The 25,364-nt window shown below is 53.4% G+C and carries 25 protein-coding genes; 22 read left to right on the plus strand and 3 right to left on the minus strand.

From position 1 onward, the window contains the following. The first annotated feature begins 130 nt into the window (after positions 1 to 130). The 7 genes from ptsP to smpB all read left to right on the plus strand — a co-directional run bounded on the left by ptsP (position 131) and on the right by smpB (position 8,976). Positions 131 to 1,858, plus strand: a complete 1,728-nt coding sequence (gene ptsP / locus QOS10_RS02440) for a phosphoenolpyruvate--protein phosphotransferase (RefSeq protein ID WP_283593472.1) — start codon at positions 131 to 133, stop codon at positions 1,856 to 1,858. A 124-nt stretch (positions 1,859 to 1,982) separates the two neighbouring features. Continuing rightward, complete coding sequence (locus QOS10_RS02445; protein WP_283593474.1) at positions 1,983 to 3,374, plus strand: amino acid permease; 1,392 nt, start codon at positions 1,983 to 1,985, stop codon at positions 3,372 to 3,374. A gap of 84 nt (positions 3,375 to 3,458) precedes the next feature. Beyond that, on the plus strand, positions 3,459 to 4,991 hold the full coding sequence (locus QOS10_RS02450; protein ID WP_283593475.1) for a ClC family H(+)/Cl(-) exchange transporter: 1,533 nt from the start codon (positions 3,459 to 3,461) through the stop codon (positions 4,989 to 4,991). A gap of 66 nt (positions 4,992 to 5,057) precedes the next feature. Next, positions 5,058 to 5,297 (plus strand): preprotein translocase subunit SecG, encoded by a 240-nt coding sequence (secG, locus tag QOS10_RS02455; RefSeq protein ID WP_057806936.1) that lies wholly within the window; start codon positions 5,058 to 5,060, stop codon positions 5,295 to 5,297. 66 nt (positions 5,298 to 5,363) lie between these two features. Next, the gene (locus QOS10_RS02460; protein WP_283593476.1) at positions 5,364 to 6,143 is read left to right on the plus strand and encodes an alpha/beta hydrolase; all 780 of its coding nucleotides are present in this window, start codon (positions 5,364 to 5,366) and stop codon (positions 6,141 to 6,143) included. Then, a complete protein-coding gene (gene rnr / locus QOS10_RS02465; protein WP_283593477.1) occupies positions 6,121 to 8,487 on the plus strand; it encodes a ribonuclease R in 2,367 nt (788 codons plus the stop codon). The genes QOS10_RS02460 and rnr overlap by 23 nt, the downstream gene beginning before the upstream one ends. 18 nt (positions 8,488 to 8,505) lie before the next feature. Then, positions 8,506 to 8,976 carry an SsrA-binding protein SmpB gene (smpB, locus tag QOS10_RS02470; protein ID WP_283593478.1) on the plus strand — a complete coding sequence of 157 codons (471 nt, stop codon included), beginning with the start codon at positions 8,506 to 8,508 and terminating at the stop codon, positions 8,974 to 8,976. A gap of 30 nt (positions 8,977 to 9,006) precedes the next feature. On the opposite strand, the gene QOS10_RS02475 is transcribed toward smpB, so the two are convergent. Further along, a complete protein-coding gene (locus QOS10_RS02475) occupies positions 9,007 to 9,570 on the minus strand; it encodes an LURP-one-related/scramblase family protein (protein WP_283593479.1) in 564 nt (187 codons plus the stop codon). A gap of 135 nt (positions 9,571 to 9,705) precedes the next feature. On the opposite strand from QOS10_RS02475, the gene QOS10_RS02480 reads away from it, so the two are divergent. The 5 genes from QOS10_RS02480 to QOS10_RS02500 all read left to right on the plus strand — a co-directional run bounded on the left by QOS10_RS02480 (position 9,706) and on the right by QOS10_RS02500 (position 12,940). Next, positions 9,706 to 10,410 carry a uracil-DNA glycosylase gene (locus tag QOS10_RS02480; protein WP_283593480.1) on the plus strand — a complete coding sequence of 235 codons (705 nt, stop codon included), beginning with the start codon at positions 9,706 to 9,708 and terminating at the stop codon, positions 10,408 to 10,410. 41 nt (positions 10,411 to 10,451) lie between these two features. After that, entirely contained in the window at positions 10,452 to 11,426 is a 975-nt protein-coding gene (pta, locus tag QOS10_RS02485) for a phosphate acetyltransferase (protein WP_283593481.1), read from the plus strand. 71 nt (positions 11,427 to 11,497) lie between these two features. Beyond that, positions 11,498 to 11,929: a hypothetical protein gene (locus QOS10_RS02490; protein WP_283593482.1), complete on the plus strand. Its 432-nt coding sequence runs from the start codon at positions 11,498 to 11,500 to the stop codon at positions 11,927 to 11,929. A 67-nt stretch (positions 11,930 to 11,996) separates the two neighbouring features. Then, positions 11,997 to 12,455 carry a tRNA (adenosine(37)-N6)-threonylcarbamoyltransferase complex ATPase subunit type 1 TsaE gene (gene tsaE, locus QOS10_RS02495; protein WP_283593485.1) on the plus strand — a complete coding sequence of 153 codons (459 nt, stop codon included), beginning with the start codon at positions 11,997 to 11,999 and terminating at the stop codon, positions 12,453 to 12,455. Further along, positions 12,455 to 12,940: a GNAT family N-acetyltransferase gene (locus QOS10_RS02500; protein ID WP_283593486.1), complete on the plus strand. Its 486-nt coding sequence runs from the start codon at positions 12,455 to 12,457 to the stop codon at positions 12,938 to 12,940. Before tsaE ends, QOS10_RS02500 begins: the two co-directional genes overlap by 1 nt. Positions 12,941 to 12,986: 46 nt before the next feature. Here QOS10_RS02500 and QOS10_RS02505 read toward each other — a convergent pair whose 3' ends face one another. Beyond that, the gene (locus tag QOS10_RS02505; protein ID WP_283593488.1) at positions 12,987 to 13,523 is read right to left on the minus strand and encodes a 3'-5' exonuclease; all 537 of its coding nucleotides are present in this window, start codon (positions 13,521 to 13,523) and stop codon (positions 12,987 to 12,989) included. Between the two features lie 127 nt (positions 13,524 to 13,650). Here QOS10_RS02505 and murB point away from each other — a divergent pair, with 127 nt between their 5' ends. Together murB and rbsK are read left to right on the plus strand one after the other, a co-directional pair. After that, positions 13,651 to 14,544, plus strand: coding sequence for a UDP-N-acetylmuramate dehydrogenase (gene murB / locus QOS10_RS02510; RefSeq protein ID WP_283593489.1), 894 nt, complete (start codon positions 13,651 to 13,653; stop codon positions 14,542 to 14,544). 169 nt (positions 14,545 to 14,713) lie between these two features. Beyond that, entirely contained in the window at positions 14,714 to 15,637 is a 924-nt protein-coding gene (gene rbsK, locus QOS10_RS02515) for a ribokinase (protein WP_283593490.1), read from the plus strand. A gap of 36 nt (positions 15,638 to 15,673) precedes the next feature. Here the strand turns inward: rbsK and QOS10_RS02520 are convergent, their stop codons facing one another. Next, a complete protein-coding gene (locus tag QOS10_RS02520) occupies positions 15,674 to 16,339 on the minus strand; it encodes a DUF1361 domain-containing protein (RefSeq protein WP_283593491.1) in 666 nt (221 codons plus the stop codon). 125 nt (positions 16,340 to 16,464) lie between these two features. On the opposite strand from QOS10_RS02520, the gene cdaA reads away from it, so the two are divergent. From cdaA to QOS10_RS02560, 8 genes are all read left to right on the plus strand, one after another. Next, on the plus strand, positions 16,465 to 17,313 hold the full coding sequence (gene cdaA / locus QOS10_RS02525; RefSeq protein WP_283593492.1) for a diadenylate cyclase CdaA: 849 nt from the start codon (positions 16,465 to 16,467) through the stop codon (positions 17,311 to 17,313). Further along, complete coding sequence (locus tag QOS10_RS02530; protein WP_283593493.1) at positions 17,300 to 18,187, plus strand: CdaR family protein; 888 nt, start codon at positions 17,300 to 17,302, stop codon at positions 18,185 to 18,187. The genes cdaA and QOS10_RS02530 overlap by 14 nt, the downstream gene beginning before the upstream one ends. A 17-nt stretch (positions 18,188 to 18,204) precedes the next feature. Next, on the plus strand, positions 18,205 to 19,560 hold the full coding sequence (gene glmM, locus QOS10_RS02535) for a phosphoglucosamine mutase (protein ID WP_283593494.1): 1,356 nt from the start codon (positions 18,205 to 18,207) through the stop codon (positions 19,558 to 19,560). 197 nt (positions 19,561 to 19,757) lie between these two features. Continuing rightward, on the plus strand, positions 19,758 to 21,578 hold the full coding sequence (gene glmS, locus QOS10_RS02540; RefSeq protein ID WP_283593496.1) for a glutamine--fructose-6-phosphate transaminase (isomerizing): 1,821 nt from the start codon (positions 19,758 to 19,760) through the stop codon (positions 21,576 to 21,578). A gap of 256 nt (positions 21,579 to 21,834) precedes the next feature. Further along, positions 21,835 to 22,146 (plus strand): hypothetical protein, encoded by a 312-nt coding sequence (locus QOS10_RS02545; RefSeq protein ID WP_283593498.1) that lies wholly within the window; start codon positions 21,835 to 21,837, stop codon positions 22,144 to 22,146. A gap of 78 nt (positions 22,147 to 22,224) precedes the next feature. Then, positions 22,225 to 24,060: an acyltransferase family protein gene (locus QOS10_RS02550; RefSeq protein ID WP_283593500.1), complete on the plus strand. Its 1,836-nt coding sequence runs from the start codon at positions 22,225 to 22,227 to the stop codon at positions 24,058 to 24,060. Between the two features lie 2 nt (positions 24,061 to 24,062). Beyond that, a complete protein-coding gene (locus tag QOS10_RS02555; protein ID WP_283593502.1) occupies positions 24,063 to 24,536 on the plus strand; it encodes a MarR family winged helix-turn-helix transcriptional regulator in 474 nt (157 codons plus the stop codon). Further along, on the plus strand, positions 24,529 to 25,338 hold the full coding sequence (locus QOS10_RS02560; protein WP_283593503.1) for a Cof-type HAD-IIB family hydrolase: 810 nt from the start codon (positions 24,529 to 24,531) through the stop codon (positions 25,336 to 25,338). The genes QOS10_RS02555 and QOS10_RS02560 overlap by 8 nt, the downstream gene beginning before the upstream one ends. Positions 25,339 to 25,364 lie beyond the last annotated feature (26 nt).

Consider the following 25,364-nt stretch of genomic DNA (forward strand, 5'->3'; position numbering starts at 1 on the left):
TTTAACTGAATAAGTTAACGTCAAAAAGGGCCAGCTCTCTTAAATGAGGGCTGGCCCTTTTGTGGTCATTGAAATGGGTTATAATGCTAGTAGGTAAATTATGTGGTGCAAGTTTAGAGGGGGAACTAATATGCCAAAAGACATTCAGGGAATTGCGGCCAGCGATGGGGTGGGAATTGCCCCAGCCTACCTGCTGACGACACCCGACTTATCGTTTAAGAAGCGGCGGGTGGCAGATCCGGAGCAGGAATACCGGCGGGTCAAAGCGGCCTTCACTGCTTCGATTGCCGACCTGCAGCGGATTAAGGAGAATGCGCGAAAACGATTGAGTGATAAGGAACTGGATGTCTTTGATGCCCATATCGCCATTCTTTCCGACCCTGAAATGCTCGGCCAGATCAAGGGTGAAATCGATGCCCTCCAGGTGAACGCGGAGGAGGCCGTCAGCAAGGTTACCGGGAACTTCGCCAACATGCTGGCTGCCATGAAGGACAACCAGTACATGCAGGAGCGGGCAACGGATGTCCGGGATATCGCTAAGCGCACCCTCAGCCACCTGTTGGGGAAGAAGCTGCCGACCCTGGCAGCGATTACCCATCCAGTCATCATTGTGGCCGATGAATTGACCCCGTCAGACACCTCCCAGATGGATCCTAAACTGATCAAGGGGATTGTAACCAACTGCGGCGGGCGGACCAGCCATGCGGCTATCATGGCGCGGACCCTCCGTATTCCAGCAGTAGTTGGGACTAACGATGCGACGGCCTATGTTAAAAATAACCAGCGGATGGTGGTTGACGGTCTAAGCGGTACCGTGGTGGTTGATCCGACCGACGCCCAGATCAATGCTTACCGGCAGAAGGCGGCGGGCTTTGATGAACGGACCGCTGAATGGGCCCGCTTGGTTGATGCACCGTCGATCTCCAAGGATGGCCAGCGTTTTCGGATCACTGCCAACATCGGGACTCCTGATGATGTTGACGATGTGATCCACCAAGGAGCGGAGGGTATCGGGCTCTTTCGTTCCGAATTTCTCTACATGAATAGCGACCACCTGCCAACGGAGGAGGAGCAGTTCGAGGCCTATCGCCGGGTAATCATCAATATGCAGGGCAAGCGGGTTGTAGTGCGGACCCTGGATATCGGTGGGGACAAGCCCTTGCCATTCCTGCCCTTGCCCCGGGAAATGAACCCTTTCCTCGGCTACCGGGCAATCCGGTTATGCCTGGACCATCCTGAGATCTTTAAGCCCCAGCTGCGGGCCCTGATCCGGGCTTCTCAATATGGGCCGCTATCGATCATGTTTCCGATGATTGCGACGGTCCAGGAGTTGCGGCGGGCTAAGCAGATCTTCAACGAATGCAAGGCGGAGCTGCAGGCTACTCAACCGGGCCTCGGTGATGACATCCGGCTCGGCATCATGGTGGAGATTCCGCTGGTGGCGGTTAATGCCGCCAACCTGGCGAAGGAGGTTGACTTCTTCAGCATTGGGACCAATGACCTGATCCAGTACAGTTTTGCCGCTGACCGGGGAAGCGACGCGGTTTCGTACCTCTACCAACCCCTTAACCCAGCCTTCCTGACCCTGCTCAAGCACGTGATTGATGCGGCCCATGAGCATAAGATTACGGTTGCTATGTGCGGGGAGATGGCGGGTGACAAGTGGGCCCTGCCGCTCTTGATGGGGCTGGGGCTCGATGCCTACTCGATGTCTTCTTCGACCGTGCTGCGGACCCGGAGCATGATGAGCACGCTGGATACCCGGGAATGCCGGCGGGTAGTAAACGACGCCATTAACAACTGTTCAACTGACCGGGACGTCAAGATGCTGGTGAAGAACAGCCTTAATATTAAATGAATAAAAGGGAGTAACGGTGATGGTTACTCCCTTTTATTACAAAATAATGAGAAAACCATAGAAATTTATACAAATCTATAATATACTTTCCTAGAGTTTAATTAGGAAAGGGACTTGATAGAAAATGAAAGATAGTGCGCCAAAGCTTCGCCGGTCAATGACGGCGGGGCAGATGGAGATGATTTCGCTTGGTGGGGCCATTGGGGTCGGCCTGTTCATGGGGGCGACCTCAACGATTAAGTGGACCGGACCATCCGTCATGTTGGCGTATGCCTTTGTCGGTTTGATCCTCTACATTGTGATGCGGGCCTTGGGAGAGATGATCTACATCAATCCGGGGACTGGGTCGTTTGCGGACTACGCCACCGAGTATGTCCATCCCCTCGCTGGTTACCTGGCCAAGTGGGCCAACGTCTTCGAATACATCGTGGTCGGGATGTCCGAGGTAGTTGCGGCAACCGAGTACCTTAAGTACTGGTGGCCGCACATGCATACCTGGATTGCCGGGATCGTGATCATTATCTTCCTGGTCCTGGCCAACCTGGCGAGTGCTAAGGCTTACGGTTCGCTGGAATTTTGGTTTGCGATGATCAAGGTCGTCACGATCATCTTCATGATCTTGCTCGGTTTCATGGTGATCTTCTTCGGCTTTGGCAATGGCGGTCACCCAACCGGCTTCAGCAATCTCTGGGCTCACGGCGGCTTCTTCACCGGGGGCGTCAGTGGCTTCTTCTTCTCCATGTCGATCATTGTCGGTTCGTATGAAGGGATCGAACTGCTGGGGATTTCGGCCGGTGAGGTGGCTAATCCGCAAGAGGCGATCGTGAAGTCCGTCAAGTCGGTCCTCTTCAGAATCCTGATCTTCTACGTCGGGGCGATTTTCGTCATCGTGACGATCTACCCGTGGAACAAGCTTTCCAGTGTCGGTTCACCGTTCGTTTCCACCTTTGCCAAGGTCGGAATTACGGCGGCAGCCTCGATCATCAACTTCGTGGTGCTGACGGCGGCCCTGTCTGGGGCTAACTCCGGAATCTACAGCTCCAGCCGGATGCTCTTCAAGCTGGCCCACGAAGGGGATGCCCCAAAGATTTTTGGTCGGCTCTCCAAGCGGATTGTTCCAGATGCCGCCATCCTGGGGATCTCTGGGGGAATCCTGATCGGGTTCATTATCGACATGGTTGCGTCGATCTACAGCAAGTCCACGGCAGACATGTTCGTGGTGGTCTTCAGTTCATCCGTTCTGCCGGGGATGATCCCGTGGTTCGTAATCCTGCTGGCTGAACTGCGCTTCCGCCACAATAATCCGGACGTGATGGTCAACCACCCGTTCAAGCTGCCGTTGTACCCATTCTCAAACTACTTTGCCTTCATCATGTTGATTGTGATTGTGGTCTTCATGTTCATCAACCCGGACACCCGGATCTCAGTTATTGTCGGGGCCGCTGTCCTAATTATAGCGACCCTGGTATACCTGTTCCGGCACCGGGCAGCAGCAAGCAATATACATAAAATTTGAAAATCGCCGATCCAGCTATGATTTAGCAGGGTCGGCGATTTTAGTGTAGAATGGGATGGTGATTCCAAAAACGAGGAGAGTTTTATGAAAGATATTCAGTGTGATAGTCAAACCAAGCAACTCGTGCGGGCCATTTTGATCGGTCTCTTGACGGGGGTCGTGGTGTGCCTCTTTCGCCTGGCCATTCAGCACGCCCTGATTCTGGTCGGCAAGAGCTTTCAATATTTTCATACGCACCCCCTCTGGCTGATTCCATGGGCTGTCGGGTCAGTGATCCTGGCGCTCCTGCTCGGCTGGATGGCGCAACGCAACCCCAACATCAAGGGCTCTGGGATTCCCCAGGTCGAGGGGCAGCTCACCAGCCAGTTCGACGAGGAATGGTGGCCGGTCCTCTGGCGGAAGTTCGTCGGCGGGATCCTGGCGATCGGGTCGGGGCTCTACCTCGGACGGGAAGGACCGTCGATCCAACTGGGGGCCACGGTTGGCCAGGGAGTTGCCGAAGGGCTACACGCCAACCAGCTTGACCGCCAAGTCGGCATTGCCAGCGGGGCCGCAGCGGGGCTGGCAGCGGCCTTTAACGCCCCGATTGCCAGCACGATCTTTATTTTGGAGGAGGTCTACCACAACTTCTCGCCGGTGATCTGGCTGGCGACCTTCGTCAGTTCGCTCTGTTCTAACATAGTCTCAATGGTCTTCTTCGGCTTGCGGCCGGTCCTGGACGTCCCCTATGAGCAGATGCTGCCTACAAAATACTACTGGCACCTGATCGTGCTGGGGCTCTTACTGGGACTATTGGGGCGGTTGTATCAGATTGTGATCCTGCACCTCAACAGTTGGAGTGCCAAGCTGAAGTGGCTGCCGCCGGTTGCCTACCCGGTGGTGCCCTTCCTGTTAGTGATTCCAATTGCCTGGTTCTGGCCGCAGACCCTGGGCGGGGGAAACCAGTTGATCGGGACCCTGCGCCTGATGCCGGTGTCCGTCGGTCTCTTCTTGGGGCTATTCGTGCTCCGCTTTGTCTTCTCAATGATCAGTTACGGTTCGCAGCTGCCTGGGGGGATCTTCCTACCGATCCTAACGCTGGGAGCGGTGCTGGGGGCCTTCTACTGTGCCCTGATGAATCAGCTGGGCTTATTGCCGGCGGCGTACCTGCCGAACTTCATCATCTACGCGATGGCCGGTTACTTTGCCTGCATCAGCAAGGCGCCGTTCACGGCCATCCTGCTGATCACCGAGATGGTGGGCTCCCTGGCGCACCTGATGCCGCTGGCTACGGTGGCAGTGGTAGCCTACCTGGTCGTCAACGCCCTGCATGGCGAGCCGGTCTACACGGCGATGTTCAATGCCTTCATCGGCAAGCACCCCCAGAAGCCGGACCAGAACGTCACGATGCCGGTGACCGTCTACGCAGGTTCGCGGCTGGATGGTTGCCAGGTGAAGGATTACCCGTGGCCAACGGATACCATTGTGACCCTGATCTACCGGGGAGAGGATAAGATCATCCCCAATGGTAAGACGGTCATTCAGGCTGGCGATACCCTGCTGATTCGGGCTAACTTTACTAAAACCAACCATTGCTACCGGCGGATAATGAGTGCGGCTCACTATGCGAACGTATAGCATTCAAGCGGGGCTTATGGTATGATAATAAAGATATAGTGGGTAAAGTATTAGGAGGAAAATTCCTTGTATAACACATTAATGACTTTGTTTTTAATCGATTGCGTGGTTTTAATCGCATGTGTAATGATGCAACCAGCAAAGAACGATAACGACGCAATGTCAGCACTGACCGGTGGTGCGGGAGACCTCTTCTCCCGGCGCAAGGCCCGTGGTTTTGAAGCGGTCATGCAAATTGTCACAACAATCTGCGGGGCACTCTTCTTTATCCTGGCATTAGCACTGGTTTACGTATCATCACATTAGACATTGGTAGTGTGCCCCCTGTAGCGATTCAGGGGGCTTTCTTTTTATTGGAAAAGGATGGTAGTGATGAAAACATATACGGGTGAGCCATTTTACTTCAACGGCGGCCGGCCGGCAGTAATTTTGCTGCACGCTTATTCGGGCAACAGCAATGATGTGCGGATGCTGGGTCGCACCCTCCAGAAGCAGGGCTATACTGTCTACGCGCCGGTATTTACGGGGCACGGAGGTGATCCCTGCCGGATCCTTAGAGATGGCGACCCCGATGCCTGGTGGGAAGATACGCAGTTGGCGATTCGGCGTTTGCGGGATAGCGGCCACGACCAGCTGGCCATCTTTGGCCTCTCGCTGGGCGGTCTCTTTGCTACCCGGGCCCTGGAGAATGATGCTCAGCTGAGCGGCGGGGGCGTTTTTGCCTCCCCAATCACCACCTGGGGACAATCGAACGTGCCAGAGTACTTTCCCCGGCTGGCAATGAATTACTACCAGAAAGAACAGACGCCGCAGACAACGGTGGCCGAAAAGATGGCTTGGATCAGGGACCACCTGCCGGCCCAACTAGCAGCAATTCAGGCCATGACTAAGCAGCTTGACGCGGACCTGGGTCAGCTTCACCAGCCCTTCTTTATTGCCCAGGGCGGCCGTGACGAAATGATTGATCCGCAATCTGGTGCCCAGCTGGCTGATCGGCTGCGGGCTCAGGGGACGCCGGTGGATTACCACTTCTATCCAGACGCTACCCACCTGTTGACGGTCAATCCGGCCCACCGCCAGTTATTCGCGGACGTCTTAGACTATTTACAAAAATTATTCGAGGTATCAGATGACAACAAGAACAAACGATAAACAGCATTTAGAAGATCAGATTCTTAAATACTTAACCGATAATGCGGGGGTGAGCTACTCTGCTGAACGGATCGCCTATCATCTGGGGATGGACAACGGCGACCAGTTTACCCCGGTTGTCCAGGCCCTGGCCAAGCTGGAGCGGGACAAGAAGGTCCAGGTAACCGACAAGGGCGAGTTCGAGGCCGTGATCAAGCAGCAACCGCTGACCGGGATCTTCCATGGCAATGACAAGGGCTTCGGTTTCGTCGACTACGATCCAGACCTGCCGGACATGTACATTAACTCGGACCACACTCTGCACGCCTTAAACGGTGACCAGGTAACGGTCAAGGTCCTGCGCCCCGGGAAGCCGGGAACCGATCAGGGGCCCGAGGGACAGGTGACGTACATCGTCGAGCACAACTATGAGCGGGTAGTCGGCGAGTTCAAGCAGGAAACCGTCGGTAACTACATCGGTGAGATCCTGTTGAAGGACAAGAAGCTGAACACCTACCGCTTCTTCGTTACGGACCAGGGCTTGAAGCCGATGGATGGCCAGGTGGTCACGGCCACTGTGGCCACTTACCCGGATGATGATTCCCCGAAGGTCATGACTGGGGCGGTAACGGAGGTTATCGGGGACAAGGATGAACCGGGCATTGACATCATGTCGGTCATCTACGCCCACGATGTTCCGCACGAATTCCCCAAGGAGGCCCTGGAACAGGCGGATAAGATTCCGCTACACGTTCTGCCGGAGGAAAAGAAGGGCCGGGAAGACATCACCGACCAGCCGCTGGTCACGATTGACGCCATCGAGTCCAAGGACTTGGACGATGCCGTCGTCGCTTGGAAGATGGACAACGGCCACTACCACCTCGGGGTTCACATCGCCGACGTCAGCCACTACGTCAAGCCGGGGACGCCGCTGGACAAGGAAGCCTTTAAGCGGGGAACTTCGGTTTACCTGACTGACCGAGTAGTTCCAATGCTGCCCAAGCGCCTGTCCAACGGGATCTGTTCACTGAACCCGGGTGAGGAACGGCTGGCCATGAGTTGTGAGATGGAGATTGACGAGAACGGTAAGGTCATCAACCACCGGATCTTCCCGAGTGTCATGCGGTCCCACGCCCGGATGACCTACAAGGCGGTCAACCGGATCCTGGAAGCCCACGATCCGAAAACGATTGCCGAGTACAAGAACCTGGTGCCAATGTTTGAGACGATGGGCGAGCTCCACCGGATCCTGCTCAAGAACCGGAAACGGCGGGGCGCCATCGACTTTGAGGCCCCAGAAGCTAAGATCATCGTGGATGAAAAGGGCCACCCAACGGATATCCAGCTCCGGGAGCGGGGACTGGCCGAACGGATGATTGAGTCCTTCATGCTGGCAGCCAACGAGACGGTGGCGGAACACTACTTTAAGGAGAAGGTGCCATTCCTCTACCGGATTCACGAAACGCCGGATAAGGACCGGATTAAGTCCTTCGTTGACTTCCTGGAGGTCTTCGGGATCAACGTTCACGGCGACATCAACAACGTTAAGCCGAAGATGCTGCAGAATGTCCTGAAGGAAGTTGCCGGCAAACCGGAAGAAGAGATGGTCCAGGTCATGATGCTGCGGAGTATGCAGCAGGCCAAGTACTCGGATGAAGAACTCGGCCACTTCGGTCTGGGGGCTCCATATTACACCCACTTCACTTCCCCAATTCGGCGTTACCCTGACGACACGGTGCACCGCCTGATCAAGTGGTACCACGAGCACGGCAAGGATGAGAAGTCCAAGGCCCACTGGCGTGACAAGCTGCCGGAGATTGCCGAACACACTTCCGTTACTGAACGGCGGGGGATCGACACGGAACGGGATGTCGACAGCATGAAGAAGGCCGAATACATGGAGGACCACATCGGCGAGACCTTCGATGCGGTGGTCAGTTCCGTGATGAAGTTTGGGCTGTTCGTTGAATTGCCAAACACGGTTGAGGGCCTCATCCACATCAGCGTGATGAATGACGACTATTATGAATATTCCGAAAAGCACCTGGCCCTGATTGGCCGCAAGACGCACCGGATCTTCCAGATCGGTCAGCCGGTTCAAGTTAAGCTTCTGCGGGTCGACAAGGACCTGCGGGAGGTTGACTTCCAGATCGTGCACCCGGAAAACACGCCAACCACGAAGATTCGGGTGCCGCATGACGACCGGCGGGGGAACCACGGCCACTTCAACCGGCGGGACCGGAACAAGCACAATGGTCACGTTAATAACCGGCAGATCAACCGGGGTCAGAGCCGGCACCACAATAATTCACGCGACCATCATTCCGAGGGACGGCGCAACCGCAACCGTCGTCGTCACTCATAATTACAATGGAGGGATAGCATGGCAAAGAAATCCCAACACAATAATGACAACTTAATTGCCCAAAATAAAAAGGCCCGCCACGACTATTTCGTGACGGACACCTATGAGGCCGGATTGGTCCTGACTGGGACGGAGATCAAGTCTGTTCGGGCGCACCGGGTCAACCTTAAGGACGGCTTTGCTCAGATTAAAAACGGCGAGGCCTGGCTGATGAATGTTCACATCAGCGAGTACGATAACGGAACCTACTTCAATCAGGATCCGCTGCGGAACCGGAAGCTTCTTCTCCACAAGAAGGAGATTCACCGCCTGACCGGAACCCTCCAGGATAAGGGGGTTACCTTGATTCCGCTGAAGATGTACATCAAGCATGGCTATGCCAAGGTCCTGCTGGGGGTTGCCAAGGGTAAGCACCAGTATGACAAGCGGGAGGCCATCAAGCGCCGGGAACAGAACCGGGAGATTGAACGGGTAATGAAGCATTACTAAACAACAAACGCACAGTAGCGTGATTAAACGTTACCGTGCGTTTTTAATATGGTTACACTTGAAGCCCATTCCGAAGCTGTCGGCCAGCCGTGAACGACGAAAGCGGAGATACTTGGGATCCCGTTGACCGCGCCGGGCCCAGTGGTCAAGGACGCTGGCAACGAGGATGGCCAACGGTTCGTCGGCTTTTTGCTCGACCTTTAGTTCATGGTAGTAGCTTCCGGTGAGTTCAACAGGCTGGAGGGAGAAAACCTGGCGGCTGCCTTGGAAGACCCGGTAGCGGCCGGCGAGGGGCGAACCGACGATGAACCAGTTCAGCCCGCGAATGTAAATTACCTGGCGGACAAAGCCCAGGGACTTGCCGACTGTTCCGACCCGTTGCCGATTGAGGTAGAGGGAGAACTTCGGCAGCATGCCCAGTGACTGCTGCTTAACCTCGGCGAGCAGGGTCCCGTTGATCGCATAGAGGGAGAGGACGTCATGGTGTATGCCCCACTTACCGACCAGCAGGTAGCACGACCGCCCCTGATGGTCACGGACGATCGTGGTCCCATGCAGGTCGGTCGCGTGATCACGCAGATATAATTGCCGCATTTTTTCACCACCAATCTACTGCTTTAAGTGTATTTTACCAGCTTAGCGGCCGATTGCCTACCGCCAAAGCGTTTTCATTTCGGTGCGCAGGCGGTGTATAGATATGCTAAAATAATAGACGAGGTGCTAATAGTCATGAAACAATTAATTCATAACGACTGGTGGGATGTCTTAAAACCACAGTTTGAGAGTGCATACTATGCACAGCTACGGGAATTTTTGAAGGAAGAATACTCACACTACACGGTCTACCCGGAGATGCATCATATCTTCGAGGCCTTTGAGTGGACACCATTTCATGAGGTCAAGGTAGTGATCCTGGGCCAGGATCCGTACCACGGACCACACCAAGCCCATGGGTGCAGCTTTTCCGTTCTCCCGGGAGTCCCGGTACCGCCATCGTTACAGAATATTTATAAGGAGCTTCATGATGACTTGGGGTGTACCCCGGTTAACCATGGCTACCTGAAAAAGTGGGCCGACCAAGGGGTCCTGCTTTTGAACTCAGTGCTGACGGTTCGTGACGGTCAGGCCTTTTCGCACAAGGGTCACGGCTGGGAGAAGCTGACGGATGCAGCCATTCACGCCCTGTCCGAGCGTCCTAAGCCGGTAATCTTCATCCTGTGGGGACGGGCTGCCCGGGACAAGAAAAAGCTGATCAACTTGAAGACTAACATTGTCCTTGAGTCAGCACACCCGAGTCCACTTTCCGCTAATCGTGGGTTCTTTGGTTCACGGCCATTTTCTAAGACCAATGAGGCACTTCAGGCAATGGGAGAGACGCCGATTGATTGGCAGCTGCCGGCCCAGCCGGTTGTTGGCCAGCAGATCGCAAACTAGGTGTAGATGTTTGATGACCACTAATAAGGAGGTTCAGCATAATGGAACTATTTGATGAAATTGCTGCTAAGGTAAAAGGAACGGGTAAGACAATTGTTTTCCCTGAAGGTGAAGATAAGCGGATCCTTGGTGCCGCCGTTCGCCTGCAAAATGACGGCCTGATCAAGCCAATCCTGCTTGGGACCCGGGCAAAGATTGAAAAGACTGCCAAGGACAACGGCTTTGACATCGCCGACCTGACGATCATTGACCCGACCGAATACCCAGAGGCCGACAAGAAGGCCATGTTCGATGCGCTCCTGGAACGGCGGAAGGGCAAGAACACTCCTGAACAGATTGAAGAGATGCTCAAGGACGTCAGCTACTTCGGCACCATGCTGGTTTACATGGGCAAGGCTGACGGGATGGTTTCCGGGGCGGTTCACTCGACCGGTTCCACCGTTCGTCCGGCACTGCAAATCGTTAAGACGAAGCCGGGTGTTCACCGGATCAGCGGGGCCTTTTTGATGATCAAGGGTGACCAGCGCTACATCTTTGCCGACTGTGCCATCAACATCGAATTGGATGCCCCAACGATGGCCGAAGTGGCCGTTCAAAGTGCAAAGACCGCTAAGCTCTTCGGCATTGATCCGAAGGTGGCCCTGTTGAGCTTCTCCACGAAGGGTTCTGCCAAGGGTGACATGGTTACCAAGGTGGCTGATGCTACGGCCAAGGTTCACGAGATGGATCCCGACCTGCCAGCTGACGGTGAGCTGCAGTTTGACGCTGCCTTTGTTCCCGCAGTTGGTGAACTGAAGGCCCCTGGTTCCAAGGTGGCCGGCCACGCCAACGTCTTTATCTTCCCAAGCCTGGAAGCTGGTAACATCGGCTACAAGATTGCCCAACGGTTTGGCGGCTTTACCGCGGTTGGCCCAATCCTGCAAGGCCTGAATGCTCCAATCGCTGACCTTTCACGGGGCTGCAGCGAGGACGATGCCTACAAGGTGGCCCTGATCACGGCCGCTCAGGCACTGTAATTTTGAATAACAATGGTCGGAAGCTGATGAGCGGCTGCCGGCCTTTTTGTTATGGAAGGAAGTAATTAATGATGCGGCGGTGGATAATTCTGCCGATGGTAGCAATCCTGGCCCTGGCGGCTTTGCTGGGAACCGGTGGCCGGGTCCAGGACAGCAAGAAGACGGCTAATACCCAACTGGCCCGGGAGCTGCTGGATCATCAGGCCTATGCCGATAATGACCCGGCTAACTATGGCTATGCAAAATACATTCGGCGGATCAGTGACAAGGGCAGTGGGCGAATTACCGTCCAGGTCACACATAACTTCTGTCGGCTATCCAGCAGTGATAAGACAAATGTGATGAATCAGGTCCAGGTCCTCGCCCGGATGATTCTGGTTGAAAATCACCGGGTCAGCAGGCACCAGGCTGACCAGGGACTGGTGGTGACGATTCGCGATCAGAAGCAAGTGGTCGGCCGAAGTCGGCCGAATGATCGCTATCATTACCGGTGGCGGACCTGAACCTTTGTCTTTCTCAGGTCGGTAGGTTAGAATAGGGCTAAGATTAATCTTGAAGGTGGACTGTAGAATGGAAAAGTTAACATTAACCAGCCGGGACGAAACAATTGCCCTTGGCGAAAAGATTGGCCGTGAGCTGGCAGCAGGGGATGTCCTGGTGCTGGACGGTGACCTCGGTGCCGGGAAGACAACCTTTACCAAGGGCCTGGCTAAGGGCCTGGATATTCCGGACCTGATCAAGAGTCCGACATTCACGATTATCCGTGAGTACCAGGACGGCCGCCTGCCCCTCTACCATATGGATGCCTACCGCTTAGAGAATGGTGGGGCCGAAGACCTGGGCCTGGAGGAATACTTTGACAGCAACGGTGTGAGTGTTGTTGAATGGGCCGAGTTCGTAGAAGATGAGCTGCCGGATGATTTTCTGGCCATCCACTTCAAGCGGACCGATGATGATAACACCCGGGTCCTGGAGTTCGAACCCCACGGTGACCACTTTCGTAAGCTGGTTCAGGATGTGGTGGCGTAATGGCAGACCAGGTCGAGATTAAACTGGCCACGGCGGATGACGCCCCGGCAGTCCTGGACTTTCTGCGTCAGGCGGCCACGGAGACCGATGCCGTGCTGATTCCCCACCTTGACCAGGTGACGGTAGACCAGGAGCGGCAGAACATTGAAATGATCAACCGCTTTGATGACTGCGTGGTCATGCTGGCGATGCTGGGCGACCAGCCGATCGGCATTGTGACGGTCATGGTACTGGGTGACCGGCCCGATACCGGCGAGCTCGGTGTCGTGGTTGCTAAGGACTACTGGCGCAATGGCATTGGCCGCCTGCTGGTTGAGGAGGCTGAGTACTGGTTTGAAAACTACAGCAGTCTTTCATCGCTGGTTTTGAGCGTCTTCACCATTAATAAGCCGGCCATTGCCCTCTATCAGCATTGTCACTTTGTCCAGACGGGAACGACAACCGAGGAGGGGAAGCCTGCGCTGTTGATGGAATATCAGAGATAAACAAAAACACGGTTGGGATCGGGAAATCCCAACCGTGTTTTGCATTTTAACCGAACATCTTGATAAAGGGTCGGATCCGCTGGTCACCAAAGCGCCGGTCCTGGTAGAGGAGGATGTTGGCGCAGGCCTGGGCATCATCAAGGGCATTGTGATGGTGGTGGAGGTCGATGTTGAGGGCGTCGCAAACCGTGTTGAGCTTGTAGTTGGCCAATCCCGGCAGGAGCTGGCGACTGCTGCGGACGGTGTCGAGGGTCTGGTAGGCCGGGGGCTCAATCCCGTAGTGTTCCAGGGTACTCTTGAGGACGCTGTTATCAAAGCGGTTGTTGTGGGCGATCACCAGCTTGTCTGGGGTGTAGAAGGACTTAATGTGCTCCCAGACCGCTGGGAAATCGGGGGCATCCTGAACGTCGCGTTCGTGGATCCCGTGAATCTGGACGTTGCGCCAGAAGAAGTCAGTATGCGGGTTGATAAGCGTGTAAAATTCGTCGGCGATCTGGCCATCACGAACGATGGTCAAGGCCAATGAACAGGCACTGTAGCGTTTAGCACTGGCAGTTTCAAAGTCCATGGCGATGAAGTTCATGCGAACGCCTTCCTTTCGTGATTGATATTCCTATTTTAATCGTTGCCGGTGTTTTTAGCAAAAGTTCCGCTGAAAAATGATACAATATCAAGGAGAGATAATTTATGAAAAGGGAAGGCATACTAAATTGGCTAACTTAATGAACGAATTTCCAGAGATTGATATTAAACAAGACGAACCACTGATGAAGTATACCTATACGCACACCGGGGGGCCGGCTGATTGGTTAGCCTTCCCCAAGAGCATTGACGAGGTCAAGCAGCTGGTCCAATATGCCCAGGCGCACCAGATGCCGCTGACTGTATTGGGTAACGCCAGCAACCTGATTGTCCGCGATGGGGGGATCGATGGCCTGACAATGATCCTCACTGAGCTCAACGACATCAAGGTATCTGGGAACCAGGTAACTGCCCAGGCCGGCGCTTCTTACATTGACACCACGATTGCGGCTCGGGACCACAAGCTGACCGGCTTGGAGTTTGCGGCCGGTATTCCCGGCAGCATTGGCGGGGCTATCTTCATGAACGCCGGGGCCTATGGTGGCGAAACCCAGAACGTGGTCACGGCGGCGACGGTAATGCTTCCGGATGGCACCATTGAACACCTCGATAACAAGGGGCTGGACTTTGGCTACCGGCACAGCAGTGTTCAGGATAACCACGGGGTTGTCCTGGATGCCACCTTTATCCTGGAACCCGGTGACTATGATCAGATTAAAGCGACGATGGACGACTTGAATGAGCGGCGGGCCGCTAAACAGCCGCTGGACCTGCCATCTTGCGGCAGTGTCTTCAAGCGGCCTAAGGGCTACTTTGCTGGCAAGCTGATCCATGATGCGGGCCTACAGGGCTACACGCATGGTGGTGCTCAGGTTTCTACCAAGCACGCCGGCTTCATTGTTAACATCGATCACGGGACCGCTGCGGATTACGTAGCTGTGATTAAGCATATCCAGAAGACGGTTAAGGAAAAATTTGGGGTAAGCCTTGAGACCGAGGTCCGGATTATCGGTCGGGATTAGAAATATTATTGGGGATGAGAATATGCATGACGCTGGTGTTCCATCCTCATTTTCTAGACATTCTTATAAAACGTTTTACGTTTTGCTATAATAGCCTTTGTAATCGTTTTATTTCTATGATAGAATATTTTTGAAATGTGAATTCGGATGAATAATAAGGAGAGTAAATATGAGTAAGAAAGTAGTTGTTTTAGGAAGCATTAACGTTGACACGACCTACCACGTTGACCGGTTCCCACAACCAGGTGAAACGATCTCTGCTAAGAGCAAGAGTTCTGCCCCTGGTGGCAAGGGTGCTAACCAGGCCGTTGCTGCAGCCCGGTCCGGTGCGCAGACGGCTTTCATCGGGGCGGTTGGTTCTGACAGCGAAGGTCAATACATGCTGGAAGCCCTGAAGGATAACGGCATTGACACTCGTCACGTGACGATTGACAAGTACCATGGTACCGGTACAGCAGCCGTTACCCTGGATGCAGAAGGGCAAAACGACATCATGATCTATGGTGGTGCTAACCAGGCAATGACACCGGACATGGTGGATGATATTGACGATGTCTTGGATGGCACTGACTTCCTGATCAGTCAGTTCGAGACGCCGCAAGAGGTTGCCCTGGCCGCCTTCAAGAAAGCTAAAGAACACAACGTTACCACGATCCTTAACCCGGCACCGGCCCACGAAATTCTTCCCGACCTGCTTAAGGTAACCGACGTGATCGCACCGAACGAGAGTGAATGTGCGCTCCTGACGGGGATTCCGGTTACGGATGAAGATGCAATGCTGAAGAGTGCCGAATACTTCCAAAAACAAGGGGTTAAGCACCTGCTGATTACCCTGGGATCCAAGGGGGTCTTCTACGCTACCCCTAATGCACATGGTCTGGTTCCCGCATTCAAGGTGCACGCTGTTGATACGACGGCGGCCGGTGACACCTTCATCGGGGCACTGAGTTCGCAACTGGAAAATGATCTGTCAAACGTGGCCGATGCCCTGGTTTACGCACAGCGGGCTTCCAGCCTGACTGTTCAGGAGATGGGCGCAATGCCATCAATTCCAACGGCGGACAAGGTTAAAGCCGCATTGGCCGAAAAGTAAGTACTAAAAATAAGGGAAGCTCAGGTTGAGCTTCCCTTATTTGTTTTCTTCTATGTTGAAGTGCTGGCACACCTTCAGCAGCCAATAGACGATCAGCTGGAGGATTGTCAGGATGACCACAAATTCGATCATTTTAACGCTCCAGATGCTCCACAGCTGCCTGAAAAACCAGGTTGGGGTGAAGAGCAGGTAGATAGAGTGCAGACGGAGAAAGCGGCCGATGTAGATCCCGATGCTGGCGAGAACCATGAAGATCGTGATCCAGAGGTAACGAAGACGGGGCTGCTGCGGGCTGGTCAGCCGGGTTAGCTGGCGGGCCGTTTGCTCAAGAGTGACGGTGCCAATCAAGAGGCAGCTGAGGGCGCAAACCATTATCATGGCGAAGTTGAGCCAGATAACCGGATCCGAACGGAGAATGCCGTTGATGCTGGTATGAGCGTGGAGCCATGAGAGGTGAAAGAGGTCGGTCATCACGTAGGGAGCGTTTGGATAGAAGATCAGCCAGATGATCAGGAGGGCCCAAAAAGCGAGGGCCCAGCGATCATTAAAACGCTTCAGATGAAAGGTCAGCTCGATCGGCACATACCCTAAAAAGGTATTGAACGCCATGAAGTCGTAAGGGGCGCGGACAAATAACCTCAAGAGGATGAGCAGGGTCCAGAAGAAGAGGCGGATCCGCCAGACGGAAGATAAATGTTTCATAAGTATTGCCTTCTCATAACAGAAATCCTCCCTAGCATAGCAGAATTTTGTGAATTAACTGTGGCCTTTCGTCATTACTAAAAAATGATATAATATGAACGTGAATTTAGAGGATGGTGAATGCGATGCAGTTTATAACTTCGCTTCTGACATGGCAAAACCTGATTCACCTGATTGATATCTTAGTAATTTGGTTCCTGATCTACGAGCTTCTGATCCTGATCAGGGGGACCCGGGCGGTACAGCTCTTCCGGGGGATTATGATTATTATCCTGGTGAAGGTAGTCAGCTGGTACGCTGGATTAAGCACAGTCTCCTGGGTGATGGACCAGATCCTGAACTGGGGTGTGATCGCCATCGTGGTCATTTTCCAGCCGGAAATTCGGCGGGGACTGGAACACCTCGGCCGGGGAAGCTTCCTCAGCCATAACCAGTCGACTAATGAGACCGAAGAAGAGATGATCAAGCAGCTGGACCAGGCGATTCAATACATGTCGAAGCGCCGGATCGGGGCCCTGATCAGTATTCAGATGAAGACCGGACTGGAGGAATATATCGAAACGGGGATTTCCCTCGATGCCGATATCTCCGGAGCCTTGCTGATTAATACCTTTATTCCTAACACGCCCTTGCACGACGGGGCGGTGATTATCAAGGACAACCGGATTGCGGTGGCCGCAGCTTACCTCCCTCTTTCGGACAGCAAGCTGATCCCTAAGGAACTGGGGACCCGCCACCGGGCCGCGGTCGGGATCAGTGAGGTTACCGATGCCCTGACAATTGTGATCTCTGAGGAAACCGGGGAAGTTTCAATCACCAAGGACAACGAGCTGATCCGCAACATGTCGCAGAATGATTACCTAAAGTTCATGCGCTCGCAGCTGTGCACGCATGAGCCAACGCATGACAACCTGTTGACGCGGCTCTACTCACACTTTGAGCGGCAAGGAGGTGGCCAGCATGGGCAAAAATAATGGCTTCTTCAGCCACAAGTGGGTAATGCGCCTGGCGTCTTTAGTACTGGCGATCCTCCTGTTTGCCTATGTCAACGGGAGCAAGAATGGCTTTCTCCGGCAGAATACGCGGAACAACAATAGTGAAAGCAGTGCCTTGATGTCTGATAAGTCGGTCACGTTGAAGATGCCGCTGGATATTACGGTGGATAATTCCAAGTATGTGGTTACCGGTTACCCGCAGTATGTCAAGGTTCGCCTGAATGGTCCGTCCGCTCTGGTGACAACGACCAGCAATACCCAAAATTTCAAGGTATATGCGGACCTGAGCAAGCTAGGACCCGGCAAGCACCGGGTACCGATAAAAACCAGCGGTCTGAATTCGGAGCTGAAAGCCACGGTTGCCCCACGCAACATTACAGTGCAGATTCAGCCGCGGCGGACGGTCAACGTCAAGGTGAGTGTCCGGCTGAATGCCCGGAACCTGGATGACGGCTACCAAGCGGGGCGGCCGCGTGCGGATATTGACAGTGTCCAAGTTACGGGTGCCCAGGATGAGGTCCGGCGGGTTAACCGGGTGGTTGCCTACGTGGTGGTCCCACGGGATGCCAAGGGCAACTTCCAGCGTCAGGTTACCCTGCAGGCCCTTGACCGGAATGGCCAGATCCTCAATGTGGTTATCTGGCCAGCCACGACCAACGTCACCGTGCCGATTAGCTCTAAGAACAGCGATTCGAGCAGCAGCCAGTCTGACTCTGCCAGCAGCAGTGCCGATTCGTCGAGCGATGACTCATCGGCCAAGAAAAGGGTGCAAACCCAGTCGTCAAGTAGTAGCATAAGTAGTGACACAAATAGTAATTCGGAATCGGCTGCCACAAGCAGCAGTCAATCGTAATTAATAAGGAGTATATGATGAAACTTAAGTATTTTGGTACCGACGGTGTTCGGGGAGTTGCAAATGAAGATTTAAGTCCAGAATTGGCCTTCCGGGTCGGCCGGGCCGGGGGATATGTTTTGACCCGGCATTCAGACCGGAAGCAACCACAAGTGCTGGTTGCCCGGGATACCCGGATCTCTGGTCAGATGCTGGAAAATGCCTTGATCGCCGGTCTGCTTTCTGTCGGAATTGAGGTATTGCGGCTCGGGGTTGTTACGACACCAGGGGTTGCCTACCTGGTTCGGGCACAGGAAGCTGACGCCGGGGTGATGATTACGGCTAGTCACAACCCGATCAAGTACAACGGGATTAAGTACTTCGGGGGCAACGGCTTTAAGCTTTCCGACGACCTGGAATACGAAATTGAACAACTGCTGGATGCCGATGAAGACACCTTGCCACGGCCTTCCGATAAGGGCCTGGGAACAGTTGCTGATTACCACGAGGGGGCTTTGAAGTACACCTCCTTCCTGGAACAGACCGTTTCAACTGACCTCTCTGGCCTGAGGGTGGTTGTAGACGCGGCCAATGGTGCTACCAGCGGTTTTGTCTCCAACCTGTTTGCGGACATGAATGTTGACTTTATTCCGATCAATGACCAGCCAGACGGCTTGAATACGAACCTCAACTGCGGTTCTACCCACCCCGAAAGCCTGCAGAAGGCGGTTGTGGAAAACGGTGCGGACCTCGGGGTGGCCTTCGATGGTGACGGCGACCGGTGCATTGCGGTTGACAACGAGGGGAACATCGTTGACGGTGACAAGATCATGTACATCTGCGGAAAGTACATGGACAGCAAGGGGCTATTGAAGAAGGACACCGTGGTAACAACGGTAATGAGCAACCTCGGAATGTACAAGGCTCTTGAAGCTCACGGCATGAAGAGCGTTAAGACCAAGGTTGGTGACCGTTACGTGGTTGAAGAAATGTTGAAGAACGGCTACAACCTCGGTGGCGAACAGTCCGGTCATATCATCTTCCTGGATCACAACACCACTGGTGATGGTATGTTGACCTCCCTGCAACTGCTCTCTGTGGTTAAGGAAACTGGCAAGACCTTGAAGGAACTGGCCAGTGATGTCACGACCTATCCACAAGAACTTTTGAACATCAAGGTGGCTGACAAGGCCGCTGCCATGGAGAACCAGAAGCTCAAGGATATTATTGCCAAGGTCGAAAGCGAGATGCACGGCGACGGCCGGGTCTTGGTTCGGCCAAGCGGGACGGAACCGCTGCTGCGGATCATGGCGGAAGCCCCAACTGAAGAACTGGTTCACCAATACGTTGAGCGGATCGGTGACGTTGCCCGGGCAGAATTAGAAGTAAGGTAGCAGATCAATCATAACCGGTGAAGGAACAAACAGCCTTCACCGGTTATTTTTATTTGCTTGCCAAACTAGACCAATCGAGAACAATTAATTGACAATTATTGGCAAAACTTGTACTATACATAACAGTTGCAATAGGTTAGTCACTTATTCTATTGCTCTATACCAATTTTTGAAAATATTAAAGGATGGAAATAATTATGTGTGGAATTGTTGGAGTTACAGGGACTGACAAGACCCTGTCAATCTTGATTGATGGTTTGAAGAAGCTGGAATATCGCGGCTATGACTCTGCTGGGGTTTACGTTAACGACAATGCTGGCAATGACTACCTGGTTAAGCGTCCGGGCCGGATCAGCAACCTGGAAGCAGCATTGACGGATGATGTTCACGGCCTTTCCGGAATTGGCCACACCCGCTGGGCAACCCATGGCGAGCCAAACGAGGCGAACGCCCACCCGCAATACTCCCAGGACAACCGCTTCTACCTGGTCCACAACGGGGTTATTGAAAACTACGCTCAACTGAAGAAGGAGTACCTTTCCGGCGTTCACTTCACCAGTCAGACCGACACGGAAGTCATTGTTCAGCTGGTTGATAAGTTCGTTGTTGATAACCACATGGACACTGAAGCGGCCCTACTCAAGGTGCTGCGCCTGATCAGCCCAGACTCCTCATACGCTTTCGTAATGATTGACCGTGAAGATCCTGAGACCCTGTACGTTGCCAAGAACAAGAGCCCATTGCTGGTTGGCCTGGGTGATGGCTACAACATGGTGGGTTCCGATGCCATGTCCATGATCAAGGAGACCAACAAGTTCATGGAAATCGATGACCACGAGCTGGTGATCGTTAAGCCTGACCACGTGCTGATCAAGGACTTTGACGGCAACGAGAAGCACCGCGACAGCTTTACCGTTGATATGGATGCCAGCGCAGCGGACAAGGGCGCTTACCCATTCTACATGCTGAAGGAAATCGATGAACAGCCAGCCGTAATGCGGAAGCTGGTTCAGGAATACTTTGGCGACCATGATGATCCGCAGATTGACGAAAACCTGCTTAAGGCCATGGCTGACGCTGACCACCTTTACATTGTTGGTGCCGGAACGAGTTACCACGCCGGCCTGGTTGGTGCGCGGATCTTTGAACGGCTGTGCGGCATTCCAACGACTGTTCACATTTCATCCGAGTTTGCTTACGAACAGCCGCTGCTCTCCAAGAAACCATTCTTTATCTTCCTGAGCCAGAGTGGGGAGACGGCCGACAGCCGGCAGGTACTGGTTAACGTCAACGCCCACAAGTGGCCTAGTCTGACCATCACCAACGTGGACAAGTCCACCCTGTCACGGGAAGCAACCTTCACGGAACTGCTTTACGCTGGTCCGGAAATCGCCGTTGCCTCTACCAAGGCTTACACCGCCCAGATCGCAGTTGAAGCAATCTTGGCCAAGGCGCTGGGTGAATACCTGGGTAAGGATGCCGCTAAGAAGTTTGACGTTAAGCACCAGCTCGGTCTGGTTGCCAACGGGATGCAATCCATCACCGACAGCAAGAAGGAGATTGAGGAGGTTGCCGCCCGTTACCTGTCCAAGCCGCGGAACGCTTTCTACATTGGCCGGGGCCTTGACTGGTCCGTCTCCCTGGAAGCAGCGCTGAAGCTGAAGGAAATCTCCTATGTTCAAGCGGAAGGTTTTGCTTCTGGTGAACTGAAGCACGGGACGATTGCTTTGATTGAAAAGGGAACCCCAGTACTGGGAATCATCACCCAGGATCGGACTGCCGGTTTGACCCGGAGCAACCTGGATGAAACGCGGGCGCGTGGTGCTAACACGATTACTATCGTTTCCCGTCACCTTTCTCAAGAGGATGATACGATCATCCTGCCAGACGTTGACGAATGCCTGACGCCGCTGCTGAGCGTCGTTCCGGCCCAATTACTGGCCTACTACACCAGTCTGGGCAAGGGCCTCGATGTGGATAAGCCGCGGAACCTGGCTAAGTCCGTTACGGTTCAATAATTTAACTTTACTAAAAACAGGCAGTATTCCTTTTAGGGTGCTGCCTGTTTTTGACGTTTTCAAATAAAAAGTAAAAAAGTTTGCGGATAATGTTGACATCCAATGGTGAAAACGCTATCATAATAGTCGCAAGGTATTAAGTATTTACCTTCTAATCAATTCTCTTTCTCTCTTATGCCAATCATCGTCGTCCAGACGATGATTTTTTGGTTTAAAGCCGCTATAATATGATTATGCTGAAAGGGGATTAATATACGTGGAAAAGCAACATGAAGTGTTGACACTGATTGAAGAGATCACCCGTAATGACGGGAGCAAGTACTATGAGATTGGTAATATGGTCCACAATGGCCGGGCAGAGCTGGCCGCTGAACGGGGCTATATCAAGGAAGTTCGGATCCTGCAATTAAACATTCCTCATTCACGAAACGTTATTCGCTACGAAGACTACATCAATACCCATTACAAGATGCAGGATGAATCGATGGATCACTGGGAGGAATGGAAACGTACTCCAGAGATGGATCAGGTCGTAAGTGACATCTTGAAGGAAAATCATATCGGGTAGTTAAAGCGGTAGCGTCGTGTTATCGTCTTTATTTTGGACTCGGTTGGCTGGGTCCGTTGCTGGAGGAAACAATCGAAAATGAAGACAATCAAGCCCAAACAATATATAACCGGGATTGACGGTTTACGGACGTTGGCGGTGTTGGGGGTCATCATCTACCACTTATTGCCAAACGTCCTGCAGGGCGGGTACCTTGGTGTGCCGCTCTTCCTGTTGATTTCAGGCTATTTTGTGACTTATCAGTTTAGTCGGCAGTGGATGGATGAGCAGCAGATTGCAATCGGTCATTTCTACCACAAGCGGTTCAAACGGCTCTATCCGGTTTTAATCGCGATGCTGGTCCTAACAACTGCCTACATCACGCTCTTCGCACATGAGCTTTTACATAATATTCGGATGACGGTTCTGACCAACCTGCTGTGGGTTTACAACTGGTGGGAAATTTGTCATGGCCAGTCTTATTTTGATCAGTTTAGCGGTGCTTCGCCTTTTACCCACCTGTGGACGCTCGGTGTTGAGGCCCAGTTTTACCTTCTGTGGCCGCTGATCATGTGGGGACTGTATAAAATGTTTCACCGCAAAGTGGTCGTGCGGCGGATCGTTCTGGCCCTGGCCGTTCTGTCGGCGCTTGAGATGGCGATTCTCTATGACCCTAATAATATCAATCGGGTTTACTACGGGACCGATACCCGGGCCTTCTCACTGCTGCTGGGGTCCTGGCTGGGACTTGCCTGGCCGCTGAACCGCTTGAATCCGCATCCGGCGGACTATCTGCGGCGGTCATTGGATGTCGTCGGCATCGTCATGACTGTGATCACCATTTATGGCTTCTTTGCCCTGAATGGTCAGGCGGCCTTCACCTACCGTGGCGGAATGTTCCTGTACAGTGTTGTGGGAATGCTATTGATGGCAACGATTCTCCATCCGGGCTCGCGGATGAATGGCTGGCTCACCAACCCCGTTTTCCGATGGGTCGGTAAGCGGTCCTATGGGATTTACGTCTATCAGTATCCGGTAATGGTCTTCTACGAACGGCTCGTCAAGGTTGGCCTGCACCCGCTTTTGAACGCAATCATTGAGCTTGTGATCATTGGTCTGGTCAGCGAGGCCTCTTATCGCCTGCTCGAGCGGCCGCTTGCTCACACTGATTGGCGCGGATTTATTCCACCCCTGCTTAACTTTCGTAACTGGCACCTGGAGACGATTATTAAGGCCGGCTTCAGCGTATTGATAGTTGCGATCGCGGTCGTCGGCCTCTGTCAGCCTAATCGCGGTCCTAAGAAGACGGCGGTTCAACAGCGGATTGAGCAGAATCACCAGCGGGCGGCCAAGCATAACCAGGAAATTGCCGCGGGCAAGCAGGTAACCACTGATCCAAATGCCAACGTTAAGAAGTATGCCCTGACGCCAACGGAGGTTAAACAGGCTCAGCAGCTCAAGATTACTGCAGTTGGTGATTCGGTGATGGCAGATGCCTCGGACAGCATTCAAAAACTGATGCCCCATGCATACGTTGACGCACAGGTTGGCCGCCAGGGATCAGCCACCCCGGCGGTAATTCAGCAGCTCAAGGCCCAAGGACACCTCAACAAGATTGTTGTTCTGAATTTGGGGACTAATGGGGCAATGACCGAGCAGACCATTGATGATATTCTGAATGCGATTGGGCCGGATCGGCAGGTCTACTGGCTAACCGCTCACGTGCCGACCAAGCCATGGCAGCAGACCGTCAACGATGAGATCAATGCAACGGCGAAGAAGCATAAGAACGTCCATGTTGTTGACTGGTACGGCATGAGTGAGAAGCATAGTGAGTGGTTTGCCAGCGATAATGTCCACATGGGAGAGCAGGGAAACGATAACTATGCCCGCCTGATCGCAAAGTCGATCTTGGATAATCAAAAGGAGAAGTAGCAATGGAAGCTGATGATTTACTTAGCCAGGCAATCGACATCTACATGTCGTCACTGAAAGGTCTGGAGCATTTTATCTCACAGCCGGCGGCCCGGTACTCGCTATCCTTTGAGCAGTACTTGATACTGCAAGAGATCGTTAAATCACCCGGAATCAAGCTGATGGATATTGCTGAAAAACGCCAGGTAACCCGGAGCGCGGTATCTCGCCAATTACGGGTACTGATCAAGAACAACTATATCAAGCAGGAACCAGATCAGAGCGATCGGCGCAAGGTTTCGCTGGTGGCGACACCAGCGGGACGAGATGTTGCCGAGAAAATTGGGCAGCGCATCAATACCCGCTTTGCAAAGTGGGTGGCCGTCTTTGGCGAAGACCGGGGCCAGCAGCTTTTACAACTATGGGATGAATTTAATCACCAGATTATTCAACCGGAGAATGACAGCAAGCGAAAAGGGGAAGCACAGAATGATTAAAATGATTGCACTGGATCTTGATAACACACTGCTGAATAGTGAGAAGGAGATCTCCGCACGTAATGAGCGGGTCTTGAAGGCGCTGCATGATCGGGGAACCCACGTGGTTCTCTGCACTGGCCGGCCGATCAATGCCATCTGGCCATACATTGAGCAACTAGGATTGACCCGGCCGGATGACTTTACCATCACCTTTAACGGCGGACTGGTGATCAACAACGTCACCAAGGAGCACATGTTTGAACTCGGGATGGCTAAGCAGGATCTGCAACCGCTGTTTGACTTTGTTAAAGAAGAGCACCTGCCGCTGGACGTGCTGGATTTTGCCAAGGTCTATGAGCTCAGTGACCAGCCGGGGTCAATCTATCGAACGGTTCTCAAGCACATTGAGTTTCAAAACACCCCGATGGCCGACCTGCCGGATACCACTTTCAGCAAGGCGGTGATGGCAATTCCGGCGGAGCGGCTTTCCAAGGTAATTGCCCACTTGCCGGCAGAGTTGAAGGAGCGTTACCATGCGGTTCAGTCGCAGGAGATGATCATGGAGTTCTTGCCGAAGCGGGTTGATAAGCATGTTGGCCTGAAAGCCCTGCTCGACCATTTCGGGGACGACTTCAGCAACCTGATGGCGTTTGGCGATGCCGACAACGATCTGGGGATGATTAAGGCCGCTGGTCAGGGAATTGTAATGGCCAATGGTCTGCCTGAGGTCAAGGCGGCGGCAACGGCTTTAACCGATTCAAATGACGACGATGGGGTAGCCACGTATTGTGAACGTTACTTTGCGGATCAATTAAATTAAAACCTGACACAATAGGCAGGCAGTCA

It is taken from the genome of Limosilactobacillus galli, assembly GCF_947381495.1.
GTDB lineage: Bacteria > Bacillota > Bacilli > Lactobacillales > Lactobacillaceae > Limosilactobacillus > Limosilactobacillus galli.